The 23,936-nt window shown below is 64.6% G+C and carries 27 protein-coding genes and 1 tRNA gene; 17 read left to right on the top strand and 11 right to left on the bottom strand.

The window, feature by feature from the left end:
• The first annotated feature begins 81 nt into the window (after nt 1-81).
• Nucleotides 82-3,540, top strand: a complete 3,459-nt coding sequence (locus E4S61_RS13530; protein WP_135304459.1) for a PAS domain S-box protein — start codon at nt 82-84, stop codon at nt 3,538-3,540.
• Here E4S61_RS13530 and E4S61_RS13535 read toward each other — a convergent pair.
• The 3 genes from E4S61_RS13535 to E4S61_RS25460 all read right to left on the bottom strand — a co-directional run bounded on the left by E4S61_RS13535 (nt 3,537) and on the right by E4S61_RS25460 (nt 4,475).
• Complete coding sequence (locus E4S61_RS13535; RefSeq protein ID WP_135304460.1) at nt 3,537-3,905, bottom strand: response regulator; 369 nt, start codon at nt 3,903-3,905, stop codon at nt 3,537-3,539. The two genes, E4S61_RS13530 and E4S61_RS13535, sit on opposite strands and share 4 nt — an antisense overlap.
• Before the next feature lie 38 nt (nt 3,906-3,943).
• Complete coding sequence (locus tag E4S61_RS13540) at nt 3,944-4,168, bottom strand: DUF7511 domain-containing protein (RefSeq protein ID WP_245180724.1); 225 nt, start codon at nt 4,166-4,168, stop codon at nt 3,944-3,946.
• A gap of 136 nt (nt 4,169-4,304) precedes the next feature.
• Nucleotides 4,305-4,475: a DUF7838 family putative zinc beta-ribbon protein gene (locus E4S61_RS25460; protein WP_167768497.1), complete on the bottom strand. Its 171-nt coding sequence runs from the start codon at nt 4,473-4,475 to the stop codon at nt 4,305-4,307.
• A 92-nt stretch (nt 4,476-4,567) separates the two neighbouring features.
• Between E4S61_RS25460 and msrA the strand changes: the two genes are divergently transcribed.
• From msrA to E4S61_RS26160, 9 genes are all read left to right on the top strand, one after another.
• On the top strand, nt 4,568-5,227 hold the full coding sequence (msrA, locus tag E4S61_RS13545; protein ID WP_135304461.1) for a peptide-methionine (S)-S-oxide reductase MsrA: 660 nt from the start codon (nt 4,568-4,570) through the stop codon (nt 5,225-5,227).
• Nucleotides 5,228-5,283: 56 nt separating this feature from the next.
• Nucleotides 5,284-5,820 (top strand): cob(I)yrinic acid a,c-diamide adenosyltransferase, encoded by a 537-nt coding sequence (locus tag E4S61_RS13550; RefSeq protein WP_135304462.1) that lies wholly within the window; start codon nt 5,284-5,286, stop codon nt 5,818-5,820.
• A gap of 47 nt (nt 5,821-5,867) precedes the next feature.
• Nucleotides 5,868-6,722, top strand: a complete 855-nt coding sequence (locus E4S61_RS13555; protein ID WP_135304463.1) for a M14 family metallopeptidase — start codon at nt 5,868-5,870, stop codon at nt 6,720-6,722.
• A gap of 41 nt (nt 6,723-6,763) precedes the next feature.
• Nucleotides 6,764-7,393: a VOC family protein gene (locus tag E4S61_RS13560; RefSeq protein WP_135304464.1), complete on the top strand. Its 630-nt coding sequence runs from the start codon at nt 6,764-6,766 to the stop codon at nt 7,391-7,393.
• 69 nt (nt 7,394-7,462) lie between these two features.
• Nucleotides 7,463-7,642, top strand: coding sequence for an HVO_2922 family protein (locus E4S61_RS13565; protein WP_135304465.1), 180 nt, complete (start codon nt 7,463-7,465; stop codon nt 7,640-7,642).
• A gap of 59 nt (nt 7,643-7,701) precedes the next feature.
• Entirely contained in the window at nt 7,702-8,676 is a 975-nt protein-coding gene (mvaD, locus tag E4S61_RS13570) for a phosphomevalonate decarboxylase MvaD (RefSeq protein WP_135304466.1), read from the top strand.
• 62 nt (nt 8,677-8,738) lie between these two features.
• Nucleotides 8,739-9,974 carry an NAD(P)/FAD-dependent oxidoreductase gene (locus E4S61_RS13575; protein WP_135304467.1) on the top strand — a complete coding sequence of 412 codons (1,236 nt, stop codon included), beginning with the start codon at nt 8,739-8,741 and terminating at the stop codon, nt 9,972-9,974.
• A gap of 6 nt (nt 9,975-9,980) precedes the next feature.
• The gene (locus E4S61_RS13580) at nt 9,981-10,508 is read left to right on the top strand and encodes a ZIP family metal transporter (protein WP_245180726.1); all 528 of its coding nucleotides are present in this window, start codon (nt 9,981-9,983) and stop codon (nt 10,506-10,508) included.
• A gap of 15 nt (nt 10,509-10,523) precedes the next feature.
• Nucleotides 10,524-10,715, top strand: a complete 192-nt coding sequence (locus E4S61_RS26160) for a hypothetical protein (RefSeq protein WP_245180728.1) — start codon at nt 10,524-10,526, stop codon at nt 10,713-10,715.
• Nucleotides 10,716-10,733: 18 nt separating this feature from the next.
• Here the strand turns inward: E4S61_RS26160 and E4S61_RS13585 are convergent, their stop codons facing one another.
• Both E4S61_RS13585 and E4S61_RS13590 read right to left on the bottom strand, forming a co-directional pair.
• Complete coding sequence (locus tag E4S61_RS13585) at nt 10,734-11,750, bottom strand: chemotaxis protein CheW (RefSeq protein WP_135304468.1); 1,017 nt, start codon at nt 11,748-11,750, stop codon at nt 10,734-10,736.
• Nucleotides 11,747-12,640: a ParA family protein gene (locus E4S61_RS13590; protein WP_135304469.1), complete on the bottom strand. Its 894-nt coding sequence runs from the start codon at nt 12,638-12,640 to the stop codon at nt 11,747-11,749. The genes E4S61_RS13585 and E4S61_RS13590 overlap by 4 nt, the downstream gene beginning before the upstream one ends.
• Before the next feature lie 172 nt (nt 12,641-12,812).
• On the opposite strand from E4S61_RS13590, the gene E4S61_RS13595 reads away from it, so the two are divergent.
• Both E4S61_RS13595 and E4S61_RS13600 read left to right on the top strand, forming a co-directional pair.
• Nucleotides 12,813-13,313, top strand: coding sequence for a FlaD/FlaE family flagellar protein (locus E4S61_RS13595; protein WP_135304470.1), 501 nt, complete (start codon nt 12,813-12,815; stop codon nt 13,311-13,313).
• 78 nt (nt 13,314-13,391) lie between these two features.
• Complete coding sequence (locus tag E4S61_RS13600; protein WP_135304471.1) at nt 13,392-14,459, top strand: acetate and sugar kinases/Hsc70/actin family protein; 1,068 nt, start codon at nt 13,392-13,394, stop codon at nt 14,457-14,459.
• Here the strand turns inward: E4S61_RS13600 and E4S61_RS25465 are convergent.
• Nucleotides 14,456-14,632 carry a hypothetical protein gene (locus tag E4S61_RS25465; protein ID WP_167768498.1) on the bottom strand — a complete coding sequence of 59 codons (177 nt, stop codon included), beginning with the start codon at nt 14,630-14,632 and terminating at the stop codon, nt 14,456-14,458. The two genes, E4S61_RS13600 and E4S61_RS25465, sit on opposite strands and share 4 nt — an antisense overlap.
• Nucleotides 14,633-14,838: 206 nt before the next feature.
• Between E4S61_RS25465 and E4S61_RS13605 the strand changes: the two genes are divergently transcribed.
• From E4S61_RS13605 to E4S61_RS13610, 3 genes are all read left to right on the top strand, one after another.
• Nucleotides 14,839-16,737 (top strand): restriction endonuclease, encoded by a 1,899-nt coding sequence (locus tag E4S61_RS13605; RefSeq protein ID WP_167768499.1) that lies wholly within the window; start codon nt 14,839-14,841, stop codon nt 16,735-16,737.
• Nucleotides 16,738-16,760: 23 nt separating this feature from the next.
• Nucleotides 16,761-16,895, top strand: a complete 135-nt coding sequence (locus tag E4S61_RS26535; RefSeq protein WP_268899418.1) for a hypothetical protein — start codon at nt 16,761-16,763, stop codon at nt 16,893-16,895.
• 126 nt (nt 16,896-17,021) lie between these two features.
• Complete coding sequence (locus E4S61_RS13610; RefSeq protein ID WP_135304473.1) at nt 17,022-19,154, top strand: glycoside hydrolase family 32 protein; 2,133 nt, start codon at nt 17,022-17,024, stop codon at nt 19,152-19,154.
• Between the two features lie 35 nt (nt 19,155-19,189).
• On the opposite strand, the gene E4S61_RS13615 is transcribed toward E4S61_RS13610, so the two are convergent.
• Together E4S61_RS13615 and E4S61_RS13620 are read right to left on the bottom strand one after the other, a co-directional pair.
• The gene (locus tag E4S61_RS13615) at nt 19,190-20,521 is read right to left on the bottom strand and encodes a glycoside hydrolase family 68 protein (RefSeq protein ID WP_135304474.1); all 1,332 of its coding nucleotides are present in this window, start codon (nt 20,519-20,521) and stop codon (nt 19,190-19,192) included.
• 105 nt (nt 20,522-20,626) lie between these two features.
• The gene (locus E4S61_RS13620; RefSeq protein WP_135304475.1) at nt 20,627-20,863 is read right to left on the bottom strand and encodes a hypothetical protein; all 237 of its coding nucleotides are present in this window, start codon (nt 20,861-20,863) and stop codon (nt 20,627-20,629) included.
• A gap of 165 nt (nt 20,864-21,028) precedes the next feature.
• On the opposite strand from E4S61_RS13620, the gene E4S61_RS13625 reads away from it, so the two are divergent.
• Complete coding sequence (locus E4S61_RS13625; RefSeq protein WP_209309486.1) at nt 21,029-22,075, top strand: phytoene/squalene synthase family protein; 1,047 nt, start codon at nt 21,029-21,031, stop codon at nt 22,073-22,075.
• An 87-nt stretch (nt 22,076-22,162) separates the two neighbouring features.
• Complete coding sequence (locus E4S61_RS13630; RefSeq protein WP_135304477.1) at nt 22,163-22,534, top strand: hypothetical protein; 372 nt, start codon at nt 22,163-22,165, stop codon at nt 22,532-22,534.
• Between the two features lie 45 nt (nt 22,535-22,579).
• Here the strand turns inward: E4S61_RS13630 and E4S61_RS13635 are convergent, their stop codons facing one another.
• The 3 genes from E4S61_RS13635 to E4S61_RS13645 all read right to left on the bottom strand — a co-directional run bounded on the left by E4S61_RS13635 (nt 22,580) and on the right by E4S61_RS13645 (nt 23,849).
• Nucleotides 22,580-23,113: a DsrE family protein gene (locus E4S61_RS13635; protein WP_209309487.1), complete on the bottom strand. Its 534-nt coding sequence runs from the start codon at nt 23,111-23,113 to the stop codon at nt 22,580-22,582.
• A 343-nt stretch (nt 23,114-23,456) separates the two neighbouring features.
• A tRNA-Val gene (locus E4S61_RS13640) sits at nt 23,457-23,531 on the bottom strand.
• A gap of 48 nt (nt 23,532-23,579) precedes the next feature.
• The gene (locus E4S61_RS13645) at nt 23,580-23,849 is read right to left on the bottom strand and encodes a DUF7553 family protein (protein ID WP_135304478.1); all 270 of its coding nucleotides are present in this window, start codon (nt 23,847-23,849) and stop codon (nt 23,580-23,582) included.
• Between the last annotated feature and the right edge of the window lie 87 nt (nt 23,850-23,936).

The following is a 23,936-nucleotide window of genomic DNA, read 5'->3' on the forward strand; positions in this document are numbered from 1 at the left end:
GAGGAGACGCCCGTTTCGTCCCGTGATAATCTGCGCGTGAGTTATATGTAATCCCACCGCAGAGAACGCATATCTTCGAACATGTCTGAACAACCGGTCGTCCTCCACGTCCGCCCGGAGCGGGTGGCGGACGGCGTGCAGTCGCTCTCACTGGAGAGCGAGATGGGACTCTCAGTGACAGCGGTCACGTCGCGCGAAGCGGCCCTGGAAACGCTGTCGACTATCGATCCCGACTACCTCGTCTGCGAGCACGCTCCAGAAGACGGTCTCGACGGCCTCGGAGTGTTGGACACCATTGGCGGTGTCCGTCCGGGTCTCCCGGTGTTGCTCTGTACCGAGGAACCGGACGGTCAAGTAGCGGCCGAAGCGACCCGCCGCGGCGTCGCCGAGTACGTCCCCCGAAGTGAGACTGACCCGGCGAACCGAGTCCGAACGCTCGCAGCGGCCGACGAGAGCATCACGGCGACGACGGCCCCGGAACACGCCGTCGAATCGACCACCGAATCGCTCCGGGAACTAACCCGACTCGCCGCGGACGAGGACCGAACGGAGACCGAGACCATCGAGGGGGTCTTGCGACTCGGGGCCGAGCGACTCGACCTCTCGCTGGGATATCTCGGTCGTATCGAGGGCGATACCTACGAGATAGAACACCTCGTCGGTGACCACGCGTTCATCAGGACGGGCGCGTCGACTCCCCTCTCGGCGACGTACTGTGAACACACCGCCAAGAGTAACACGCTTTTTCCCATCCACGACGCGGCGGTGGGCTGGGGCGACCACCCCGCCTATCAGGTCGGCGGTATCGCCTGTTACCTCGGGGGGCGGGTATCGGTCAACGGCGAGACCTACGGGACGGTATGTTTTGCCGACGAGGAGCCGCGAGCGGAACCCTTTACCGACGCCGAGCGGGCGTTCGTCGAACTGCTCATCCAATGGGTCAGCGACGAGCTCGAACGCCGTCGCCGCGAGACGGAACTAGAGCGGTACGAGGACATAATCGAGGCTGTCGACGACGGGGTCTACGCCCTCGATTCCGAGGGGAACTTCCTCTTCGTCAACGAGGCGATGACCGCCCTCACGGGCTACGAGGCCGAGACGCTACTCGGTTCGCATACCGGGACCATCAAATCACCCGCAGTGGTCGAGAAGGCCGAAGGCATCGTTCGAGAGATGATCTTCGAGGACCGCGACGAGGAAGAGACGTTCGACCTCTCGATTCAGCGAGCCGAGAGCGAGAATTTCCCCGCCGAAGACCACATGACCGTTCTCTGGGACGACGACGGCCGCTTCGAAGGGACCGCGGGGGTTATCCGCGACATCACCGAGCGAAAGGAGCGAGAGCTCGAATTGCGGGAGGCCAACCGGCGCATCGAGCAGATTCTCGGACGCATCGGCGCGGCGTTCTTCGCGGTGGACGACGACTGGAATCTGACCTACTGGAACGCACAGGCGGAGGCGGTGCTGGGCCGAGACGCTGAAGCGGTGATGGGCGAGAACTTCTGGAAGATGTTCCCCGACGCGACCGACTCCGCCTTCTTCGAGTCGTATCGCGAGGCGATGCGCTCACAGGAACCGGTCGTCTTCGAGGAGTATTACCCGCCGGCCGAGAAGTGGTTCCGGGTCAATGCCTACCCCTCGACCGACGGTCTCTCGGTGTACTTCCACGACATCACCGACCAGAAGGAACGCGACCGAAAGCTCTCCGGCCTGCTCGAAACGACGCGGTCACTGATGCACGCCCACACCGAAACCGAGGTCGCGGAGACCGTCGTCGAAGCCGCGGAGTCCGAACTCGGATTCGACCTCAATCTCGTCAGGCTGTACGATGACGAGGCGGAGACGCTGTATCCGGTCGCTTCGACGGACGGGATGCCCGACCGCCCGATATACGACGCCGACGAAGCGTTTCCGGGCGGGGCCTTCCAGCGCGGCGAAATCGTCCGTGTCGATGATTTCGACCACGTGGATAACTACGACGACCGAAACGCGAACGCCGCGATGTACGTTCCCATCGGTGACCACGGCGTGTTGAGCGTCGCCACGACCGAGGAAGCGGCCTTCGACGAGGCGGACGTATCGGTCGCCGAGATTCTCGCCTCGAACGCGGCGGCGGCGCTCTCCCGCGTCGAACGCGAAGATGATCTCCGACGATACGAAGCCGTTGTCGAGAACGTCCGTGACATGGTGTACGTCCTAGACGAGGACGGCACGTTCCAGCTCGCTACCGAACCGCTGGCCGAGTGGCTGGGTTTCGAACGCGAGGCGATGCTCGGGGAACACCCGAGCGACTTCCTCGACCAGCAAGACGTAGCGACCTTCGACCGCCACATCCGCGAGATGCAGGCGGACAGTGGAGAGACGAGCAGACAACTGGAAACCTCGCTGGTGACAGCCGACGGCGCGGAGCGTCCCGCAGAGGTCGAGGTGTCGCTCATCGACCACGACCAGTTCCGTGGCACCGTCGGCGTCGTCCGCGACCGAACCGAACTCGTCGAGGCCCGCGAGGACCTGCGAGACGAACGGGACCGCTTCTCGTACCTGTTCAACAACCTCCCCGACGCCGTCGCCGAGACGGAGGTCAGCGACGACCAGCCCCTCGTCCGCTCCGTGAACCCCGCATTCACCGAGGTATTCGGGCTGGACCACACAGCGGTCCTCGACGAGAGTCTCGACGAACTCGTCCAGCCACCGACCGAGACAGCGAGCGATGAAGCGTCACGGCTCACCGACTTCGACGGCGACGAGGCGGTTCGAACGGCCGAGATTCGCCGCCGCACCGCCGACGGCTTCCGCGACTTCCTCTTTCGGGGTATCCCGTACCGCCGCGACGACAGGCGCGTCTGGGGCTTTTGCATTTACACTGACATCACCGACCAGAAAGAGCGCGAGCGCCGACTGGAGGTACTCAACCGCGTCCTCCGGCACAACCTCCGTAACGACCTGACGGTGGTGATGGGGTTCGCCGACGAACTGGCTACCCGCCTCACCGACGAGGACCACCTTTCCTTGCTCGACCGTCTCCAGCAGAAGGCCGCCGACGTCGCCGCGCTCAGTGACCGCGCCCGCGAGATAGAGCGTTCTATCCGGCGGGACGACGCCGGGAACAAGCCCGTCCCCGTCGTCGATGCCGTCACGTCGCTCGTGGACACCTACGAGCGCAACCACGGTGTGACCGTCGAGATGGACGTTCCGGAGACGGACGCCCGGACGGCCGACGGCCGCTTCACCCGAGTCGTCGAGGAGTTGTTGAACAACAGCGTCGAGCACGCGGGTTCGGACCCCGCCCTCTCGATAGACATCGCGACGACCGAACAACGAGTGACAGTCACGGTCGCGGACGACGGGCCGGGGATTCCGGCCCACGAACTCGACGTGTTGACCGGTGAGGAACCGATCACGCAACTCAGCCACAGCAGCGGGCTGGGGCTCTGGCTCGTCGTCTGGATGACGGAGTCCTACGGCGGGACGGTGACGTTCGACGGAACGGACGAAACTGGGACGGTCGTGACGCTTACACTCCCCCGAGCGGACGACTAGACCGACTCTCGGACCCGGTCGGCGAGGACATCGTACTGTTCGGTCCCCGTCCCTTTCTGGACGAAGCCGGTGACACCGGCTTCCTCGGCCTCGGGCTGCACGTCTTCGGGTTCGCGAGCGCTGAACAGCAGGAAGGGGAGCGTCCCGTCGTGTTCTCGAATCGCCGTACAGAGCTCGATACCGTCGAGTTTCGGCATCTTGTAGTCACTGACGACGGCGGCGTACTCGCCCGACAGTGCCATCTCCAGTGCCGTCTCTGGGTCGGCTTCCATCGTCACTTCGAGGTCGTCTTCGCGCGCAAGGAAGGTCCCCACGATCTCGAGTACGTCCCGGTCTTCGTCCACCACTAGTACCTCCACGGTCATCGACTAGCCTTCGTCGCTACTGGCGTAAAATACCTCTGTCACTGCATCCCATCCAGGTCGACGAACGCCGACCGGTCGGCGCTGAGCCACGTCGACATCCGAGCGACGCCGGACAGGCCCGGCGGATAGACGGTACAGCGGTCCGGTCCGTCGGTGTACTGCACCACGGTCATGGACAGTTCCACGTCGGCGCGCTCTGGAGAAGTGCGGGTGTCGTCCGCCACCCAGTCCGGTTCGGTGCTCATTGCCTCTACGCGTGGCATCGATAACCACTCCTAAAACGGCTGCTAAGAACTCTCTGTAGGGCTATTGATACGGACTGCGGTAGTCCGAACCGGAACGATCGTGCAACCGCGTCCGGTCGCCCGGAAAATAGCGACGGCAGTCCGTATGAGTCGTCTATGCGGCCTGACCGGTGTCGACTTCGCCGTCGATACGGACGAATCCGTAGTCACACTCCGGACAGTGCCACTTGACCTTCGTTCCGAGGTGCATCGTCGTGCTTGCGACCTTCCAGAAGTCACGGTACTCCTCACACTCCGGGCAGTAGTGTTCCAGTTCGAGGCTCATGGACGCTGGTTTCGAGCGCGGCCAATTGAAGCTCCCGGTTTCGCGGGCGGGGAGACCCCAACAGGCAAACCGACGGGGCACCGAGCGAACGTATGGCATCTGACCCGACGCGGCCATCGGCGCTCTCACTCGACGCCGAGGCCATCTCGCCGAGCGAAACGGCGACGGCGACGTTCGGCATGGGCTGTTTCTGGGGGCCCGACGCCCGGTTCGGCGCGATGCCGGGCGTCGTTCGCACGCGCGTCGGCTACGCCGGCGGCGACGACACGGACCCCAGCTACTACTCGCTCGGCGACCACACCGAGGTCGTTCAGGTCGCATACGACCCCGAAAAGCGCTCCTACGAGGACCTACTGGACGTGTTCTGGGAGAATCACAGTCCGTTCTCCGCCCCGCACAAGCGACAGTACCGCGGCATCGTATTGGCTCACAACGGCGAACAGCGCGAGGCCGCAACCGCCTCGCAGGCAGCTCTCGAAGACCGAACCGGAAAGGCCGTCCAGACCGAAATCGAGTCACTCGACGGCTTCTATCCTGCCGAAGCCTACCACCAGAAGTACGAACTCCGCTCGACGCCCGTCGTGAGCGACGAACTCGAATCGCTGTACGGTCCGGCGTTCGTCGAATCGACGGTGGCCGCTCGTCTCAACGGCTTCGTCGCGGGCCACGGCGACGAGGAGCGGCGACGCGCCGTCCTCGCGGACGTGGACCTCTCGCCGGCGGCCCTCTCGGAAGTCCGGCGACGGCTCTGAGGCGGCCTCGAACCGGCCGCCCCCGGCTATAAGGCCGTGGCATGCCCATCTCGGGTATGCCCATCTACACTGGCCGGGGCGACCAGGGACAGACCGACCTCCGGAACATGGAGCGAGTGTCGAAAGACTCCCGGCGCATCGAGGCCTACGGTACCGTCGACGAGGTGAACGCGCTGGTCGGTGTCGTCCGCCCTACCGGGCACGACGACATCGACAAACACCTCCGGGAGATACAGAACCACCTCCACATCGTGCAGGCTGACTTCGCTAACCCGCAGCCCGACGAAGACGACCCACGGATTACCGAGGACCACGTAGACGAGATCGAGGACATCGTCGACGAGGCCAACGAGGAACTCGACCCGCTTCAGTCCTTTATCCTGCCGTCCGGGTCCGAACCCGGCGCGAAACTGCACCACGCGCGGGCGGTCTGTCGGCGGGCCGAGCGCCGCGCCGTCTCGTTTTCCGCCGAGGAAGCGGGCGTCAACGAGACGGCCATCGTCTACCTCAATCGTCTCTCGGACGCGCTGTTCACGCTCGCGCGACTGGTCAACAAGCGCGAGGGCGTCCGCGAGGAGAACCCCGAATACTGAGTCCCACGAACGACTTTTCACGATCGACGCCGACCATCTGCATGTCGATGTCTGATACACGTTCTCCGGACGTCAGGACGCGTGGTCCGGACGACGACCCGGCCGTGACCGTCGTCGCCGGCGTCCACGGCGACGAACCGAGCGGCGTGCACGCCGTCGAACGAGTCCTCGACGCGGGCCACGAGTTCCAGCGACCGGTCCAGTTCGTCATCGCACACCCGGAGGCAGTCGACGCCGACCAGCGGTATCTCGACGTGGACATGAACCGGGTGTTTCCGGGCGACCGAGACAGTGACGACCGGGAACGACGACTCGCAGCAGAACTGCTCGATGTCGTCGGCGAGACGCCGACGCTCTCCCTGCATGCGACCCACTCGCAAGTGGACCCAATCGCGCTGGTCTCCCGCGAGTTCCCGCGAGCGGTGGAGACGGCGGCGAGACTGCCCACGCCGACGGTGGTCGATACGACCGACGCTGTCGACGGCGCACTGAACCGGTTCGGCGATGTCGTCACTGTCGAGACCGGCCAACAGCGAACCGAGGCCGCGACCGAGTCCGGCGTCCTGTTCATCGAGGCGTTCCTCCGTCTCCACGACGCGCTTCCGGGCGTCGTCAACGACGCCGCGCCGACGTTCTACCAGGAGGACAGCGCCGTCGAGAAGCCCGCGAGCGCCTCGCCCCATGCCACCTGTAGCGACGTGTACGAGCTGAAAGTGAAGAACTTCGAGCAAGTGCCGACTGGCACCGTCTGGGCCACCGTCGACGGCGAGGAACTGGTCGCCGAGGAGGCGTTCGTCCCGATCCTCATGTCCGAGTGCGGCTATCAAGACATCTTCGGCTACAAGGGACATATCGCCGGTGAGACGCTCTCAGAAGCCCGCGAGCACTGGGGGCTTGAGTAAGCCGGGCGTGGGCATTTATCCGTCGGTTCTCTAAGGAGGGTATGTCACAACAGCCGGACGCAGCGGAGTTGCCGACGAGCAGCGACCTTCCGGATAGCCCGATTCACACGACTGGGACAGACCACCTCACTATCGTGGGTAGCAACGCCGAGGACACGATCGCGTACTACCGAGATTTACTGGGGATGCCGCTGGTGATGCGACAGCCGAACCTCGACGACCCGGACTCGACGCATCTCTTCTTCGACGCCGGGGACGGTCGCATCCTGACCTTCTTCGTCGGCGACCGGACCTCGGACCCGCGGCCGGTCCAACCGACGGTCGGCGGCGTCCACCACATCTCTGTCAGCGTCGACCCCGAGAAGTTCCGCGAGATGCGCGAGGCACTGACTGAGGCTGGACGGCAGTTCAGCGAGTTCGACCGGGGGATCTTCCACTCGGTGTACACCCGGGACCACAACGGGCTACTGGTCGAACTAGCGGCCGACAGATACGACATCCCCGACGACCGTCGGGGTGAGGTGATGGCCATCGCCCAGCGTCTCCGCGAGGAAGACGGAGCGGACTACGCGAAGGACGAGCACGTAGAGGCGGCGCTCGAAGAACTCGGCCTGCCGGCCGAAGCGTACGACCTCCCCGACGCCGACGGCGGCGCTGGCGGCCTCCGATAGGGACCAGTCAGCAGGCCACCGTCAGCCTGTCCCACAGATTATTGTACGACGGTCACCTCTCACACGGCGATGACAGCGACGTTCGAACTCTACACGGACTCGGCCGGCGACTGGCGGTGGCGACTGCGCCACTCGAACGGGAACATCGTCGCGGACAGCGGCGAGGGGTACACGAGCAAGGCGAAGGCTAAGCAGGGCATCCGGAGCGTGAAGTCCAACGCGTCGGACGCCGAAATCGAGGAGGTGTGAGGTGACGCGCGGTCGCGTGGGTTCGCAATAGCAAAGTGACCGGCCCGGAAGGGTGAGGTATGAAAGCAACCGCGAAGGCCCACCCGATTCAGGGGTTGGTCAAGTACCACGGGATGCGAGACGAGGAACTCCGACTCCCGTACCACGACAGCATCTCCGTCTGTACCGCGCCGAGTCACTCGAAGACGACAGCCGAGTTCGACCCCGACCTCGACGGTGACAGCTACGTCATCGACGGGGAGACGGTCACGGGCCGGGGAGCCGAACGCATCGACGCCGTCGTCGAGCACGTCCGCGAGCTGGCGGGAATCGACCACGCGGTCCGCTTCGAGTCCGCGAACGACTTCCCGACCAACATCGGCTTTGGCTCCTCTTCCTCCGGTTTTGCCGCCGCCGCGATGGCGCTGGTCGAGGCCGCCGGTCTGGAGATGACCCGCCCGGAGATTTCGACGGTCGCCCGCCGTGGCTCTTCCTCCGCAGCCCGCGCCGTCACGGGGGCGTTCTCGCACCTGCGGACGGGGATGAACGACAAGGATTGCCGGAGCGAACGCATCGAGACCGACCTCGAAGACGACCTGCGAATCGTCGCGGGGATGGTCCCTTCCTACAAGGAGACTGAAGCAGCCCACAAAGAGGCGGCCGACAGCCACATGTTCGAAGGTCGGATGGCCCACATCCACGGCCAGATTTCGGACATGCGTGACGCCCTCTACGACGCCGACTTCGACCGGGCGTTCGAACTGGCAGAGCACGACTCCCTCTCGCTGGCGGCGACGACGATGACCGGTCCCGCTGGATGGGTGTACTGGCAACCCCGAACCATCGAGATATTCAACGCCGTGCGCGAACTGCGCAACGAGGAAGACGTGCCAGTGTACTTCTCCGTCGACACCGGCGCGAGCGTCTACATCAATACCACCGAGCAATACGTCGACCGGGTCGAGGAGACGGTCGCCGACTGCGGCGTCGACACCCGCGTCTGGGGCGTCGGCGGACCCGCCCGCGTCCTCGACGAAGACGAGGCGCTGTTCTAAGTTCCCAATTTTGACGCTTGGGCTGGAACAGGACTATCCCGCTCCGGACCGAACTTCGGGCCATGCGTGTCGCCGTTCTCGGTGCCGGGTACGCCGGCCTCACACTCGCTCGGAAACTCGAACGATCGTTGCCCGACGAGGCGGACCTCGTCGTCGTCGACGAGCAACACGACCACCTCGTCCAGCACGAACTCCATCGCGTCGTCCGGCGACCGTCGCTGGCTGACGACATCACGGTCGAGTTGGACGAGGTGCTCGACTGCGCGGTTCGCCAGGCGTCGGTGACCGACCTCGACGCCGACGACGGCGAGGCAACGCTGGCACCCACGGACGGCGACGAGGAGACGCTTAGCTACGACGTGGGCGCGGTGTGTCTCGGCGCGGAGACGGCCTTCTACGACCTCCCGGGCGTGCGCGAACACGGGACGCCGCTGAAGCGCCTCGACCACGCTCGCGAGATTCGGACTAATTTCCTCGCTCTCGGCGACGACGACCGGGTCGTCGTCGGCGGCGCGGGCCTCTCGGGCGTGCAGGTCGCCGGCGAACTGGCGGCGTTGGCCGACGAGGAGGGTATCGACGCCGAGGTGCTCCTCCTCGAACAGCTAGACGCTGTCGCCCCGTCGTTCCCCGAGTCGTTTCAGGAGGCGGTTCACGAGTCGCTCGTCGACGCCGGTGTGACCGTCCGCACCGGCACCGGCGTCGCGGCTGCCACAGACGGCGCGATGATGCTTGACTCAGACGAGAAACTGCCCTACGACCAGTTCGTCTGGACCGGCGGCATTCAGGGACCCGGCGCGCTCGACGACGAGCGGCCGGTCGTCAGGGCCGACCTCCGGCTGGGCGAATCCACGTTCGCTGTCGGCGACGCCGCCCGCGTGGTGGACAGCAACGGCGAGGCCGTTCCCGCGAGCGCTTCCGCGGCCATCCGTGAGGCTAACGTCGCCGCCGAGAACGTCGAAGCGCTGGTCGAACACCGACTTGATCACGATGACGGGGCGTTCGAACCGCGTCTCACGCAGTATCGGTTCGAAGTGCCGGGGTGGTTAGTCTCGGTCGGCAACGACGCCGTGGCGAAGGTCGGGCCGACGATACTCACCGGTCGCACCGCACTGGCGCTGAAGACCACGGTTGGTGCGGGCTATCTCGGCAGCGTCGGGGCGAGGAAGAACGCCTCGGACCTCGTCCGCGAGGAACTGGGTATCGATATCGGCGACGACGTGACCGACGACCTCGCCGCCGAACTCCCCGACGACGTAGTGGACGTGGCTGAATCGGACGATCGGCGAGACGACGCGTAACTATCCGTGCCCGAACTCAGTACGTTCCTTCCGGCGGCGTTCGCCCTCGGTCTCGCGCTGGTCCACCTGTTCGCCGGTCGGCTCACCTTCCTGGACGTAATGCCGCGGAGTCGCTGGTTGTCCCTCTCGGGCGGCAGTGCCGTCGCCTACGTCTTCGTCCACATCTTACCGGAGATCCAGAGCGCCGGGACGGACATCGACCAGACCGCGAGTGCCCTCGTGCGGTTGGAACATCACGTCTATCTCATCGCACTCCTCGGCTTCACGGCGTTTTACGGCATCGAGCAGTACGTCCGAAAGGCTAAAGCGCGAGGCGAGAACGAGGGAGGTTCAGAGTCTCACGGCGTGTTCTGGGTCCACATTGGGACGTTCACGCTCTACAACGTCCTCATCGGCTATCTGCTCCTCCATCGAGAGGAGAGCGGTGTCGCGTCCCTCGCGATCTTCTTCGTCGCCATGGCGTTGCACTTCTTCGTGAACGACTACGGTCTCCGCGAGTACCACGGGAGCGCGTACCGCCGATACGGGCGGTAGGCCCTCGCGGTCGCCGTGTTCGTCGGTCTCGGTCTCGGCTACGTCGTCGAGGTGAGCGAACTCCTGTTGGCGGTCCTCTTCGCGCTGCTGGCGGGCGGCATTGTCCTCAACGTCATCAAAGAAGAACTGCCCGCCGAGCGCCAGAGCCGGTTCTGGGCGTTCGTCGTGGGCGTCGTCGGGTACACCGCGCTGTTGCTGTCGATCTGAGGCGCGGATTCGACGGCGTCAGTCGTCCGTACTGGTCGCTTCTTCGAGCGCGTCGTCTGGCTCGACCCAGATGACGAACTGGTCGTGATCTTCGCGGTCGATGACGCCGTTGACGTACTCGCCGTCCACCGGCGGGTCGTTGACCTCTGACTCGGCGACGGGGACGACCTGCCGGACGGCGTCGACGACCCATCCGACCGCGCCCTGCTCCTCGAACATCCCGGGGTCGAAGACGACGATCAGGTTCTTCTCGCCGTCGGCGTCGATGTCCATCATCCGCTTGGGGTCGAGGATGGTCGTGATCTGTCCACGGAGGTCGACGACGCCTTCCACGTAGTCGGGTGTGTTCGGGACGCGCGTGACCGCTTCGCGCTTGACGATCTCCTCGACGTACTCGATGTCGAGACAGTAGTACTCCTCGCCGAGCGCGAATTCGAGAACGCGCACCAGCTCCTCTTTCTGCCCCCCTTCTTCTTCCATTGCCGCCCGGGCCGACCCGTCCACGCGTTCGCCGGTTCCCGTCGCCATCGCCTCGTCTAAGAGCTGCTGGTCCGGGAGTTCGACGCCGGTCGGTCCCTGCATCGGCGAGGCTGTCGCGGCGATATCACCGGATCGCACTCCGCCCGCACCACTGGTCGCAGGTCCGTCATCGGCGACCTGTGCGGCGGCCGCCGCGGCCCGCTCGGCGGCCGCCGTCGCGTCCGACTGGGAATCGACCGTGTCGGACCCGTCGCTCGCGGGCTCTGCTGACGTGGTCCCGTCGGCCGTCGATGCCGTCTCGTCGGCCGTCGGTTCGGCCGCCGCAGCGGTTGGCTCATCGGCTTCGGCCGACGAGTCGTCACCGTCAGTATCGGCGGATATCTCCGTCTCTACGGCTGTGTCTGCATCTCCGTCCGTCTCTGTCTCCGCATCAGTCTCTTCGGCTTGGTCCGGCGACGCTCCGTCGTCGGCCGCCGTCCCCTCGTCGTCCGTTCTGTTCCCCTGGCGCATGTTACGGATGCGCTCTGCTCTGTCCATACGGTCGTCGTCACTCATGCTGGTATCTCCGTGTAGCCGAACTGCCTGTCCAGATTTGCGGCGATGTCCTCGAAGACATCCGCCATGTCACATTCCTCGTCGCTCCCGAATATCGAGTTCCCCTGTGTGTACGCCCGCTGGAGGGCAACGCGCTTGCGAACCCGCCAGACTGGGCTGTCGGGGAACGCCGCGTCGAACCACTCCAACATCGTCTCGTCTTCCGAAGTCGTCTCGATGCGGTTGGCCACGACGCCGAGCGTTCGAACCGAGACGCCGGTCTGTCGCTCTAAGGCCGCCATCTGGTCCATCAGGAGTTCGATGGCGCGCTCGGAGGTGGCTTCTGCGAGCGCTGGGATGAGGATGTTCCCCGCGGCAAACACGCCGGCATCGGTTAGCTTGCCGTAGAACGGCGGGGAGTCGATAACGACGTAATCGTACCCCGAGACCGTCGAGAGCGCCCGGTCAAGCGTATCGAGCGCGTGGTCACCGGTAACCATCTTCGGCGTGACGTTCAGCGCAAAGGCCGAGAGCGCCGCCGGGTCAATGTCGTGACTCCCCGTGCGGACCCGTGCGATGAGGTCTGCGATGGTCAGTTCGTGTTCGGCCTGTAGCATGTCGATGCTGGCGGGGACGACGTCCATCTCCTCGTGTTCGACCACGAGGTCGGCGAGCCCGTTGGGATCACCCGTTAGCACGTCGAACAGCGTCGGCGGCTGGGCGTCGTAGGCGTCGGCGAGGCCCAGTCCCTCCGTGGCGTTACCCTGTGGGTCTAAGTCCACGAAGAGGACATCCCGCCCGCGGTCGCTTAGGGCACCGGCTACGTTGATCGCTACCGTTGTCTTGCCGGTCCCGCCCTTCGCGTTCGTCACGCAGATACGGGCTGGATCGGACGTGGAGTGCCGGTTCATCGTCGAAGTGAGCGAACGTCTGTGATGGGAGCGTATAAAAATACGCCCCCGATTATCAACGGCGGAACTGAGCGGCGGCAGCCGAATCGGCGGCGAGAGCCCGGTGAACGCCGTCTGACAGCCGTCGGACGGGTGCAAGATTTAACTTTATGTAGTTGAAACACAAGTGGTAATGACCATCAACCCGCGCGACTACGATCTGGACGAACTGCGGAAAATCGCCCGCCAACGCGGCGATCGGGAGAACGGGAACGGCCTCGGCGACGGGGAGATGCCCGACCCGGCGAATCTGGACGTGGGGCTGGAAGATGGCGACGAGGACGTCGTGGCTGGCAGCTCACTCCGGTCGGGGCTCTACCGCGAACTACTTCCGTTTCTCGCCGGCGACAGCCAGGAAAAGCCCTATCTCGGAACGCTGCCCGAGACGTACGCCGCCGAGTTCGTCGTCTTCGAGTGGTTGGAGTTCCTGTTGATGCACTCGGGCTATCAGGGGGCTGACGAGGCACTCGCCTACTACGAATCTATCGACTGGATTACCGAGGATGTCGAGTCGGACCTCTCGGATTACCTGTTGGGGATCGACGAGTCGGCGACCAACGACAGCAACGACCTCAGCGTGGACGATCACATGCTGAGTCTGGTGTACGTTGCGAAACTGGCTGCGATGACGTAGAACCGCCAGCGGGTGGTCACTATCAACGCTGATTCTTGACGAGAGGTTATATATCGAGGCGGGGATAAGACGGGAAACATGAGTGACGACGACGCAGCCGACGCGGCATCCGGCAGCGGCCGGTCGGTGCCGGTGGGTGTGAAACTCGGCAGCACCAGAACGGTCATCGCCCTACCCGACGACCACGGAACCGAGAACCGAATCATCAAGACACTGACCTGCATGGCGACCTACGAGGACGCCCTGACCGGCGAGGAGAAGGTGCTCTACGGCGAGGAGGCAGCCCGCGAGTACCCCGATCGCGTCCAGTACATGCTTCGGTCCGGACTGCCCGAAGACGAGGACCGCGCGGAGATGACCAAGAAGTTCTTCGAGGCGCTCATCGAGGAGAACGACATCCCGGCCGACAGCGGCGTCGTCTACGCCATTCCGACTATCGACAACCCCGCCGGGCTGGACAACCTCCGGGCGGTCATCGAGGAGTCCTCTATCGGCCTTGACCTCGTCGAAAGCTACCCTGAGTCGCTGTGTGGCTCCATCCCCGCCTTCGGCGAGGAGTTAGAGGCCATCGACGAGATATTCATCTCGGTCAACATGGGCTCGACGAACTTGGAAGCTTCCGCCTATCGGCGCGGCGAGCAGTTAGCGCCCTTCACGACCGGCGCGGTCACCGGCAACGAAGTCGACCGGATGATCGCGAACTACGTCGAGGAGGAGACCCAGGGACGGGTCAACATCGACACACAGACCGCCCGCGAGTACAAGGAAGAACACGCCGACTTCGTGGAGTTCGAACCTTTCACTGATATCATCCAGCAGCCCGGCGGCGGCACCCACGAGTTCACCATCGAGCGCTCAGTGATGGACGCAGTCGACGAGTATCTCGACGACGCGGTGGACGAGCTCGCCAACACCTTCCTGCCGGAACTGGCAAACGACTACATGAAGGTCTACCAGTTGGCACTGGACCGTCCAATCGTGCTCACCGGCGGGATGGCCTGCATCCCCGGTATCGTCGAGGAGTTCGAGGCGCGCCTCAGCGAGGAACTGAACCGCGAGATCGAGGCAACCGCCGCCGAGCAGCCCGATGTCGCGCCTACAGTCGGCGCACAGCGCATCGCGGCCCGGCTCGTCGAGAACAGCTAACGGGCGTTCCCGCCCCAGCAGTCGAGCCACTGTTCGATGGTCGGGCGCGGCCCGAACCGCTCCAGCGCCCGTCCGTTCGAGAGAACGGCGAATACCTCGGTATCTATCCGAATGTCGATGCCAGGAGACGACCGTTCCTCGGGGCTCGCCCCGTACAACCCTACGCGTGGCATGTGACAGAATAATTTCCCGTCCTACCTAAATGTCCGTCAGACGGATGTCTGCCGTTCGAGAGGATCGAACACACGAGGGAAATAGAGACACAGAGCGGACCTCGAACGATATCGGAACCGTTGCTTCCGTATTTCCATAAATCCTACACTAGAATATCAGAATCTATACGTAGGTATCAAGTCTTTCGACGCTGTAAACTGCGATGATGGGCGAGATTATCAAAATAAATAATTACGAGGGCGATCTCCCCTCGCTGCTCACGCAGACCGGCTCGGGAGGCGTGTTCTCGGGGGGCTACCTCCACGACCGGGCGGCGGCAGCGGTTCTCGAAGCCGAGGAGACGCCGGCGTTCGTTCTCACGAACCGCAAGCGCGGGGTGATCGTCGAAACGGCCGAAGCCACGGAGACCGTTCGGCCCGGTCGGGGCTATCGGACGATCGCGGTGGTTACCGACCGGCGCGTTCTCGTGCTGGTTGGCGACGAATCGGGGGACCGAGAGGTAGCGGTGTCGCTCGTGGACATCGACGAAGTGGAGTGGGAAACGGGACTCCGCGGCGGCTCTCTCACGGTCGTTCGAGAGGGGCACTCGACGGTAGAGATTCAGACGGCGACTGACGGGCTCGAAGCGGTCGCCGAGTACCTCGATGCGGCTTCACAGGCTTGGCGACGCGTCGAGTCGGAGTTCGACAGAGCAACGGAACTGCTCGTGACGGCGACCGAACATCGGGAAGCGGGCCGGTACGACGAGGCGGCTTCGGCCGTCGAGCAGGCACGAGACCGTACCGAGACGGCGCGAGGTGTCGCGTTCCGCTTCGCCGCGGAGTACAGCGGAACAGCGCTGCAAGAGCGGGTCGACCCCCTCGAAGCCCGCTGCGTGCGAACGCTCGCGGAGATACACGTCGGTCGCGCTCGCGTGGCGACAGACGACGGCGAGACGCGCTGGCGTGAGGGCGAGTACGAGGCGGCCTACGACGCCTACGAGCGCGCCCGAGAGGAGTACGACGCGGCGCTCGCGCTCGACCACACCGCAATCGACGACGTGAACGGGATACGCGAGGAGCGGGACCGCCTAGACCGTATCGTCGACCACCTCGAGAAGTCGCCGCTCCGGAAGGCCGTCACGGCTGACAAGGCCGCCGTCGCGGCAGACGACCCCGAGGACGCGATAGCGCACTGGAACGAGGCGATGACCCACTACCGGACGGCATTGGAGATCGACTGGGGGGCTGAGAACAGGCGATTCGCGGGCGATACGGCGACGATTCGGGACCGTCTCGGCACTGTCGCCGAGAACCTCACGGCGACCCAGCGAACCGTCGCTGTCGATGCGATGCGCGCCGGCGACTGGTATAGCGACGCTGGACAGGCCGAGGTCGCCCTCGAAGAGTTTGCGGCCGCCGCCGACGCGTTCGAGGCGGCGCTCGTGACGGCCCGCGACTGCTATCCCGACGCGGTGGCTCATCTGGAGGCAGAGCAGAACGCACTCGAACAGCGACTCGAACGGACCGAGGCACTGGTGAACGGCGACGAGACCGTCCCGGACCGCATCGAGACATCGGCCGACCCCGACTACGCGGCCTCGGGAACGCTCGGCGAGCCATCCGACGACGGCCCAACGGCGATCGAGGACGCCATCCGCCCACCGTCGGACGCCACCGAACCGCTGCGCTCCGAACCGGACGAAGCGTCAGTCTCGACAGTTGACCGTCTCCGGACACTGGACGGGGACCAATTCGTCGACGTGGTCGCCAACGTTCTCGAAGAGACGGCGTGGGAGACGGGCGCTACCGGGTCCGAATCGCCGTTCGACCTGCGAGCGACGCGTGACGGCGATGCGTTAGGCGTCGTGGTCCACCGTTCGACGACCGACGGCGTGGCGAGTGACCACGTCGAGCGATGCCAGTCGCTCGCCGAGGAGACAGAAGTGGACGCGGTACTGTTCGCGACTGCGCTGGGCTTCCCTGCGAACGTCACGCCGCTCTCGTCGGACGCCGACGTGCGCCTGTTCGATGGGGCGAGTCTCGCCGCTATCATCGACGCACAGAACGTCAGACTGCCGGACGAAACCCGACCGATAGCGGGCAAACGGAAGCAAGGTTTATAGCCGCGTAAGTATCACTATCAATCATGAACTGTCCGAACTGCGACACTCGAATGACGTACAACGACGAGACGACGAAACTGACAGAGTTCGTCTGCCCCGTCTGTCACGACACGGTCATCGACTGGAAGTCCGCGGCCAGAAGCGCGCGTCTCGCCTGAGTCCCTCTTTTCGCCACCTTCCTTCCGCAGTGGCGACGCCAGCTTTCGGCGGCCGAGCAGATGTGTGCACGAACGAGCACGAACGATTGCCGAATGCTTTTATATTTGAGAGGGTGAGTTTCGCCAATGGTAGAGTCGCTGCGCGTCGGCTGTCTCTTCGTCGACTCGTGTTCCGACGAGCAGACCGCGGCGTACGAGTGGTGTGCGGGCGCGTTCGCGGATGTCGACCGCGTCTCGCTCTCGACGGTCGAGCCGACCGCGTACGACGTTCTCTGGTGGCACCGCGACGGAGCAATCGAGCCGGAGCGGCTCGCCGACGGTGGGGACGCGCTCGCATCGTTCGTGCGGGGCGGCGGGTCGCTCTTGCTGACCCTCGGTGCAATGGCGGCCGTCGAACCACTCGGCTTCGACGCCGTCGGTCCCGACGCCGTCGGCTGGGAGGAGGTCTCCGAGCCGATCGGGCCGCTGTGGAAGGCGCTGGTCGCAGACCACCCCATCGCGGAGGGGTTCGACACGCTCAGAGTCCACACCCGCGGCCCCGGTGTGACAGCACCGTACGCCCGCTACGAGACGGTCGCGCCGATGGAGGGCGACCTATTAGCCAGTACGGCCCGAGGAACCACGGACGTGGTCAAACAGATGTCGACCGTCTCGTGGCAACCCGGCGACGGCCACGTTCTCGGCATCGGGTCGGCCGTCTCCTTTCGCCAGCCTACGCACGACATCTGTCGCGGGAACCGCGAGACGCTCGTCTCGAACGCGCTCGCGGCGCTGGCCAGCAGTGAGACGGTCCCGCTCTCGGGACGGCCGAAGTCCGTCGAGGCGTTCTCGGAGATGCGCGAGCAATTAGCCGACGACCCGCATCGACCGACGTATCATGTCACCCCGCCAGCCAACTGGCTCAACGACCCGAACGGCCTCATTCACTGGAATGGCCGATATCACCTGTTCTATCAGTACAACCCGACCGGACCGTTCCACAACACCATCCACTGGGGTCACGCGGTCAGCGACGACCTGGTACACTGGGAGGACGAACCCGTCGCCCTCGCGCCCTCGCCCGACGGCCCGGACCGCGACGGCTGCTGGTCCGGCTGTGCGATCGACGACGACGGGACGGCGACGATACTCTACACCGGCGGTCGCGACAAAAAGCAGTTACCGTGTATCGCCACCGCGGTCGACGAGGGTCTGACTGCGTGGCGCAAGGACTCCGACAATCCGGTCATCGAGGAGATGCCGACCCAACCCGAGGTCCTCCAGACCGAACACTGGGACGGGGAGTTCCGCGACCACTGCGTCTGGCGCGAAGACGGCGTCTGGCACCAGTTGATCGGGGCCGGTATGGAGGGCGGCGGCGGCGCGGCGTTGCTGTACGTCTCCGAGGACCTGCGGGACTGGGAGTACCGCGGCCCCATCCTGACCGGCGACCGCGACACCGCCGGCACGGTCTGGGAGTGCCCCGAACTGCTCGACTTCGGCGAGCGGCAACTGCTGCACGTCTCGAACTACGAGGACGTGGTCTACTTTCTGGGCACCTACGAGGACGGCAAGTTCGACGCCGAGCACCGCGACAAACTCGACCACGGCGACTTCTACGCCCCCCAGTCGATGTGGACCGACGACGGCCGCATCCTCACGTGGGGCTGGATTCCCGAGGCGCGGGACGTGAGCGCACAGTGGGACGCCGGGTGGTCGGGCGCGATGTCACTGCCCCGCGAACTCGCACTCGCCGACGACGGCGGTCTCTGCCAGCGACCTGCCCCGGAACTCAAAGACCTCCGCGGGGCCAATACCCACCACGACGAACTCCGTCTGGACGGAAGCGACCGCCAGACGCTCGACGTCGAGAGCGAGACCTTCGAACTCCGCGCGACGATTCGCCTCGAAGACGCCGAGCGCGTCGAACTCTCCGTGTTGGAGACGCCCGGCCGAGACGAGTACACGCCTATCCGATACAGTCACACCAGCGAGATATCGGTCGACCGGGCGCGCGCGAGTCACGACCCGCAGGCGACCAACGCCACCCAGCGGATGGGCGTGACGCCGTACGACTCGCCGCTCTCGCTTCGCGTGTTCGTCGACGGCTCCGTCGTCGAAGTGTTCGCCAACGAGCGCCACTGTCTGACCACTCGCGTCTATCCGACCAGCGAGGACGCGACGGGTATCTCGCTATCGGCCGAGGGCGGTCGGGCGACGGTCGCGTCGCTCGACGTCTGGGAGATGGACGGCGCGTGGTCGGCCGAGCCGTCGGACTAGCGCTGTCGTCCCGGTTTAGCCCTGCCGTCCGAGTCTTACTCGCTACCGCCGTGGTAGCGCTCGCTCGCGTCGGCGTCGGCCGCCTCGCGCGCTCGCCGAATCAGTTCTTCGTCCGTTGGCGGCAGCGACTCGCCGGCCATCGGAATCTCCCAGTGACCGAGCTTCCCGACGATTCGGGTGCGGGTCCCGTCCACGTCGAGGCGGAGCGTCGGCGCGAGCGTCCCGCCGAAGCGTCGCATCTGTTCGGCCTCCGAGAGGTGCGCGATGTCGTCTAAGACCGGCCCGGCGAAGTCGAAGTAGTTGAAGAAACTCTGGACGAGCACCTCGTCGCCGTGGGCGAACGCCATCCACGAGTACGACTGGAACGGCGCGTTTTCGGGGTTCGTGGCGACGAGGCCGGACCCGTTCAGCGGCACGTACTCGCCGCGGAATGTCTCGGCGACGAAGCCGTACAGCGCGTCGAACCCCTCCAGTCCCGGTGCGAACGTGTGGAGATGGCTGGAGATAAAGAGGTAGTAGCGGCCGTCTTTGTAGACGACGTGGGGCCGTTCGAGTTCCTGGTTGGTGCCGACGGCGTCCAGTAGCGGCTCTTCGAGCTCCCACTTCAGGGGGTCGCCGGTCGGCGAGCGAGCGACGCCGACGCTGCCGTTGAACTCCTGTTGGGCGGCGTCGCCGTCACAGACGTCGCTGCCCTCCGGCACGGGGGAGTTCGCCTCGAAGAGGAGCCACGTCTCGCCCGTCTCGGGGTCCTCGAAGAACCACGGGTCGCGGAAGGTGTATATCATCCCGCGGGACTGGTCCTCGCGCTCGTAGCGCTCGCCGTCCGGGGACAGCAGCTCGTGATGAGTCCACGGCCCGCTGAGCGTGAATCCGTCGTCAGTGTCGATAGTGCCGCCGCTCGCGCCCACGATGCGCTGGGCGTAGGTGAGTTCTTCGGCGTCGTCCTCGCCCGCGGCCGTATAGAAGACGTAGACCGACTCGTCGTCGTCGTACAGCGCCGACCCCGCCCACTGGCGCTGGCCCAGCGCCTCCTCGAAGACCGGCCCGGCGTCGTGCCAGTTCCGGCCATCCGACGAGTAGAAACAGCGGATGGTCGCTACGTCGTGGCGCTTACCCGGCAGGAGGTCGGCAGGCGCGGTCAGCGAGAAGCAGACGCGATAGCCGTCGACCTCCGCGAGCGTCCCGTCACGGTTGCGGAGAAACCACGTATCCCAGATATGGACGTCCGGTATCTGATCGTTCTCGGGCGGATAGAATATCGGTGCGACCGTCTCGTCCGTGCGTTCGATGCCGCTCGCCTGCGCTCGCGTCCAACCTGAACGAGCGCGAAAGCCCGGTGAGCCGCCATTGAATGAGTCGTCGGTCATAGCTTCGTCTGCGTCCACGACCGGGATAGACTTTCCGGACGACTACAACGGCTGTTGTATCTAAATTTGCGTCCGACGGGAGTTACCGTCGGTGACAGCCGGGGGTCACTCCTCGGCCGACTCGTCGCCGTCGGCGCGGCCGACGCCTTCGGGTGCGTGGATATTCAGCGGCCGAATCCATTGATACCAGATAAACAGGACGCCGAGACCGTAGCCCAGCGCCCAGACGGCGCTACCGACCCACGGGTAGCCCAGTTGAGAGAGAAAGCCGTTGGCGAGACCGGGCACGATGACAATGGCGGCGATCGTCCCCGCCAGCGCGATCGTGTCGTTGCGATTCATCGGCCTCTCACCACCGCACGGCGGGCGGTCATACCGAACAGTACGGCGCTGAGTGGTTTAGGCGTGGCGTTTCCCGCCCGCGAGAGACAGCGACGAGACCGTCGTTCTCGTCCCGCCGTAGCCACCCCATTTTTATCGCAGTACGCCCTACGCCGGATGACGGGAATGTCTCAGAACCATACTGGCCGGTCGTCACAAGAAGATATTGCGTGGTGCTACGACGCCGTCCACCGAGTGTCGCGGACGTTTAGCCTCACGATTTCGGAACTCGACGAGCCGATGGCACGCGACATCTGCGTCGGATATCTCCTCTGCCGAGTCGCCGATACCATCGAGGACGCCGGACACATCCCCCCGGCGGCGCAAGCCGAACTCCTCCGACTCTACAGCAGAACGCTCGATCCAGCCGCCGATGCCTCGATTCGAGCGTTCGACGACGCCGCCGCACAGTGGCTACCGGGGACGATGACCGCCGACTGGGAAGTCGTCGACAACGCCTCCCGCGCGGTCGGCGTCTTCCGCTCGCTCGAACGCTCCTCGCTCGAAACCATCAGAAATCCGGTTCGTGAACTCGTCGACGGAATGGCGATGTTCGTCGATCGCTACGCCGAGGAGGGCGGCCTCCGCATCCAGACGCTCGACGAGCTAGAGGAGTACTGCTGGTACGCCGCCGGAACCGTCGGCACGCTCGTCACTGGACTCGTCTCCCACGAGGCATCCGACGAACAGGTCACACAGATGGAGGAGAACGCCCGCGCGTTCGCCCTCCTCCTCCAGTTGGTCAACGTCGCCAAGGACGCCGCGACCGACTTAGAGCAGGAGAACAACGTCTATCTCCCGCTCGAACTCTTAGAAGAGCAGGGACTGGACCACGACGACGTTGGCGACCCGGCCCATACCGACTCGCTCGTCCCGGTCATCGAACAGGTCACTGATCGTGCCGAGGGCTACTTAGACGGTGCACAGACGTGGCTCAAGGCAATGCCCGAAACCCGGGGCAACAAACTCTCGGCGTGGGCCATTCCGTTCTTGCTCGCCGTCGGCACCATCCGAGAACTCCGTCAGCGCCCCGCCGACGTCATCGAGGAGGGCAACGTCAAGATTTCCCGCGAGGAGGTCCACGCAGTCTGCCAGCAGTTCGTCGGCGACGGCGAACCCGCACTTGGCGACCTCCGGCAGAAGATCCGACAGCGCCCGCTCCACGAGTACTGAGACCGCGACCGGCCGGTTCGACCGTTCCGACCATTTTTGCTGCCGGACCGCGCAATCCTGAAACGTCACACGCGCTTAGGCGGAGCTATGACAGAGACGCTCGAACTACCCAACGGTGACACCGTCTCGCCCGAGGACGTGTTCCTCTACAACGACTACCCCTATCGCCTCGTCTGGTGCGACGGGGACCACGCCTTCGAACTCTCGCCGTTGTACTGGGGCGACAGCGGGATGGACGTCCCCTTCCCCGACCGCGAAGCGCTGGTCGACCAGTGGGAGTCCGATTCGAGAGGACTGCTGACGGCCGAGGAATGGGCCGGCTGGCTCGACGACGCCAGCGACGACCCGCGTTTCGACGACGAGGAGGTCGCGCAACTGGCCGCGGAGCTACCGACCGAGTGGGAGCCAGACAGCGAGTCCGAATCCGGCGGCGGTCTCCGGGACAGACTCGGACTCTAATGCGAGAGAAGTAGCTCGGCTTCCGGCGGCTATCGCGTGCGCTTCTCAGGGCGTCTCGATGTACGCGTAGTTCTCGCGGGCCTGCAGTTTCGTGAGTTCGCCGACGCCCGCGGGCACCGTCTCGACGCCGTCGATCAGCTCGGACTCGCTGATGCTGAACCCGTCCATCGAGTTCTGACACGCGCGAAACGAGACGCCGTCTTCGATGAGCGACCGCACGCGGTCGGGCTGTTCCGCCGTCGACTCTGCCAGTAGTTTGATACCCGCGCCGTTGGCGACGAGGACGGTGTTTTCCACCTCCGTCGAGTCGTCGGCGAGTAAGTTCGCCACGTTGTTGAGCGCGTGTTTCTGCTTGTCGGTGTCTGAAGCGAAATGAAAGACAGTACTCATCGTTGGCTCTGGGGTCGTGGTTTCGGTTTCCGTCTCGGTTTCGGTCGGTTCTGCTGTCTCTGTGTCGGTGTTGTCGGCTGGCATCCCGCCATCGCCGGTATCGCCATCGCCCGAACAACCGGCGACGCCGACTGCAGCGAGACCACCCGCCCACCGGAGGACCGTTCGTCTGGGGTGTTCGTCTGCCACGAGAAGAGTTTTGGTCCCGATATCCCTTACTACGACGTTGCTAAACTGGTCCTCTTCTGTGAAACATCACAGTCTCCATCGTAGAGCCGTTTGGAGGTAGAAATGAGTGGGTTGGGGGCGGAGTTGAACCGGAGTCACTTCACTCGCTACGCTCGCTCGTGACAGGGTTCAATCCGCCCAACGCACGATTCCTCCTCACGTTCGCTCGTCACAGAATAGAGTGGGTTGGGGCAGAGTTGAACCGACTGAAGACTCGCTTTGCTCGTCTTCTGGGGCTCAACTCCGACGACCGATATAGACGCCGCTGATTCCTCACGCTGTTCGTCACAGCCGGCGTCAGAAATGGGTTGGGGCGGAGTTGAACCGCCGACTTCCTCCGTGTGAAGGAGGTATCATAACCGGACTAGATCACCAACCCGGTACACCTGTGGCTATTCGACCGGCTACATTAAGAATTGCGTTCCGACTACGCTTCGGTCTGGCCTTTCTGGCGGTAGACCCCGACCTTCTCTCGAACGTTGCCGATCGTCCGTTCGCTCTTCTCACCGGCTTTCATCTGGAGGTCGGTAAGGTCGCTCTTGACTCTCTCTACCCGGCCCGGTTCGGGCTCTTTCTCCGTGCCCATCAGCTCCCGGACCCGCATCTCGATGGGTTCGAGTTCCGTCCTGAGACCCTTCCTGGCAGTCTGGCTGGCGCGCTTGAGGTAGTATCGGGTGTCTTCGAAGTGCCTGTTCATATCTGTTCTTTCGCAGAGGACGAATAAACCAGTTACGCTCAGTCGAGTGTGTACGAACTGTTTTGCGTCGCCGGGCGATACGTCGTG

The organism is Haloarcula amylovorans (genome assembly GCF_004681185.1).
GTDB lineage: Archaea > Halobacteriota > Halobacteria > Halobacteriales > Haloarculaceae > Haloarcula > Haloarcula amylovorans.

Excerpts from the sequence above, each read along its gene's own strand:
- E4S61_RS13625 (WP_209309486.1), top strand. The coding sequence starts at position 21,029 with ATGTCTCAGAACCATACTGGCCGGTCGTCACAAGAAGATATTGCGTGG.
- E4S61_RS13535 (WP_135304460.1), bottom strand. The coding sequence starts at position 3,905 with ATGACCGTGGAGGTACTAGTGGTGGACGAAGACCGGGACGTACTCGAG.
- E4S61_RS13560 (WP_135304464.1), top strand. The coding sequence starts at position 6,764 with ATGTCACAACAGCCGGACGCAGCGGAGTTGCCGACGAGCAGCGACCTT.
- E4S61_RS13550 (WP_135304462.1), top strand. The coding sequence starts at position 5,284 with ATGCCCATCTACACTGGCCGGGGCGACCAGGGACAGACCGACCTCCGG.
- E4S61_RS25460 (WP_167768497.1), bottom strand. The coding sequence starts at position 4,475 with ATGAGCCTCGAACTGGAACACTACTGCCCGGAGTGTGAGGAGTACCGT.
- E4S61_RS13610 (WP_135304473.1), top strand. The coding sequence starts at position 17,022 with ATGGTAGAGTCGCTGCGCGTCGGCTGTCTCTTCGTCGACTCGTGTTCC.
- E4S61_RS13575 (WP_135304467.1), top strand. The coding sequence starts at position 8,739 with ATGCGTGTCGCCGTTCTCGGTGCCGGGTACGCCGGCCTCACACTCGCT.
- E4S61_RS13590 (WP_135304469.1), bottom strand. The coding sequence starts at position 12,640 with ATGAACCGGCACTCCACGTCCGATCCAGCCCGTATCTGCGTGACGAAC.
- E4S61_RS26535 (WP_268899418.1), top strand. The coding sequence starts at position 16,761 with ATGAACTGTCCGAACTGCGACACTCGAATGACGTACAACGACGAGACG.
- mvaD (WP_135304466.1), top strand. The coding sequence starts at position 7,702 with ATGAAAGCAACCGCGAAGGCCCACCCGATTCAGGGGTTGGTCAAGTAC.
- msrA (WP_135304461.1), top strand. The coding sequence starts at position 4,568 with ATGGCATCTGACCCGACGCGGCCATCGGCGCTCTCACTCGACGCCGAG.
- E4S61_RS13600 (WP_135304471.1), top strand. The coding sequence starts at position 13,392 with ATGAGTGACGACGACGCAGCCGACGCGGCATCCGGCAGCGGCCGGTCG.
- E4S61_RS25465 (WP_167768498.1), bottom strand. The coding sequence starts at position 14,632 with ATGCCACGCGTAGGGTTGTACGGGGCGAGCCCCGAGGAACGGTCGTCT.
- E4S61_RS13540 (WP_245180724.1), bottom strand. The coding sequence starts at position 4,168 with ATGCCACGCGTAGAGGCAATGAGCACCGAACCGGACTGGGTGGCGGAC.
- E4S61_RS13605 (WP_167768499.1), top strand. The coding sequence starts at position 14,839 with ATGGGCGAGATTATCAAAATAAATAATTACGAGGGCGATCTCCCCTCG.
- E4S61_RS13530 (WP_135304459.1), top strand. The coding sequence starts at position 82 with ATGTCTGAACAACCGGTCGTCCTCCACGTCCGCCCGGAGCGGGTGGCG.
- E4S61_RS13645 (WP_135304478.1), bottom strand. The coding sequence starts at position 23,849 with ATGAACAGGCACTTCGAAGACACCCGATACTACCTCAAGCGCGCCAGC.
- E4S61_RS13555 (WP_135304463.1), top strand. The coding sequence starts at position 5,868 with ATGTCTGATACACGTTCTCCGGACGTCAGGACGCGTGGTCCGGACGAC.
- E4S61_RS13615 (WP_135304474.1), bottom strand. The coding sequence starts at position 20,521 with ATGACCGACGACTCATTCAATGGCGGCTCACCGGGCTTTCGCGCTCGT.
- E4S61_RS13620 (WP_135304475.1), bottom strand. The coding sequence starts at position 20,863 with ATGAATCGCAACGACACGATCGCGCTGGCGGGGACGATCGCCGCCATT.
- E4S61_RS13565 (WP_135304465.1), top strand. The coding sequence starts at position 7,463 with ATGACAGCGACGTTCGAACTCTACACGGACTCGGCCGGCGACTGGCGG.
- E4S61_RS13630 (WP_135304477.1), top strand. The coding sequence starts at position 22,163 with ATGACAGAGACGCTCGAACTACCCAACGGTGACACCGTCTCGCCCGAG.
- E4S61_RS13595 (WP_135304470.1), top strand. The coding sequence starts at position 12,813 with ATGACCATCAACCCGCGCGACTACGATCTGGACGAACTGCGGAAAATC.
- E4S61_RS13585 (WP_135304468.1), bottom strand. The coding sequence starts at position 11,750 with ATGAGTGACGACGACCGTATGGACAGAGCAGAGCGCATCCGTAACATG.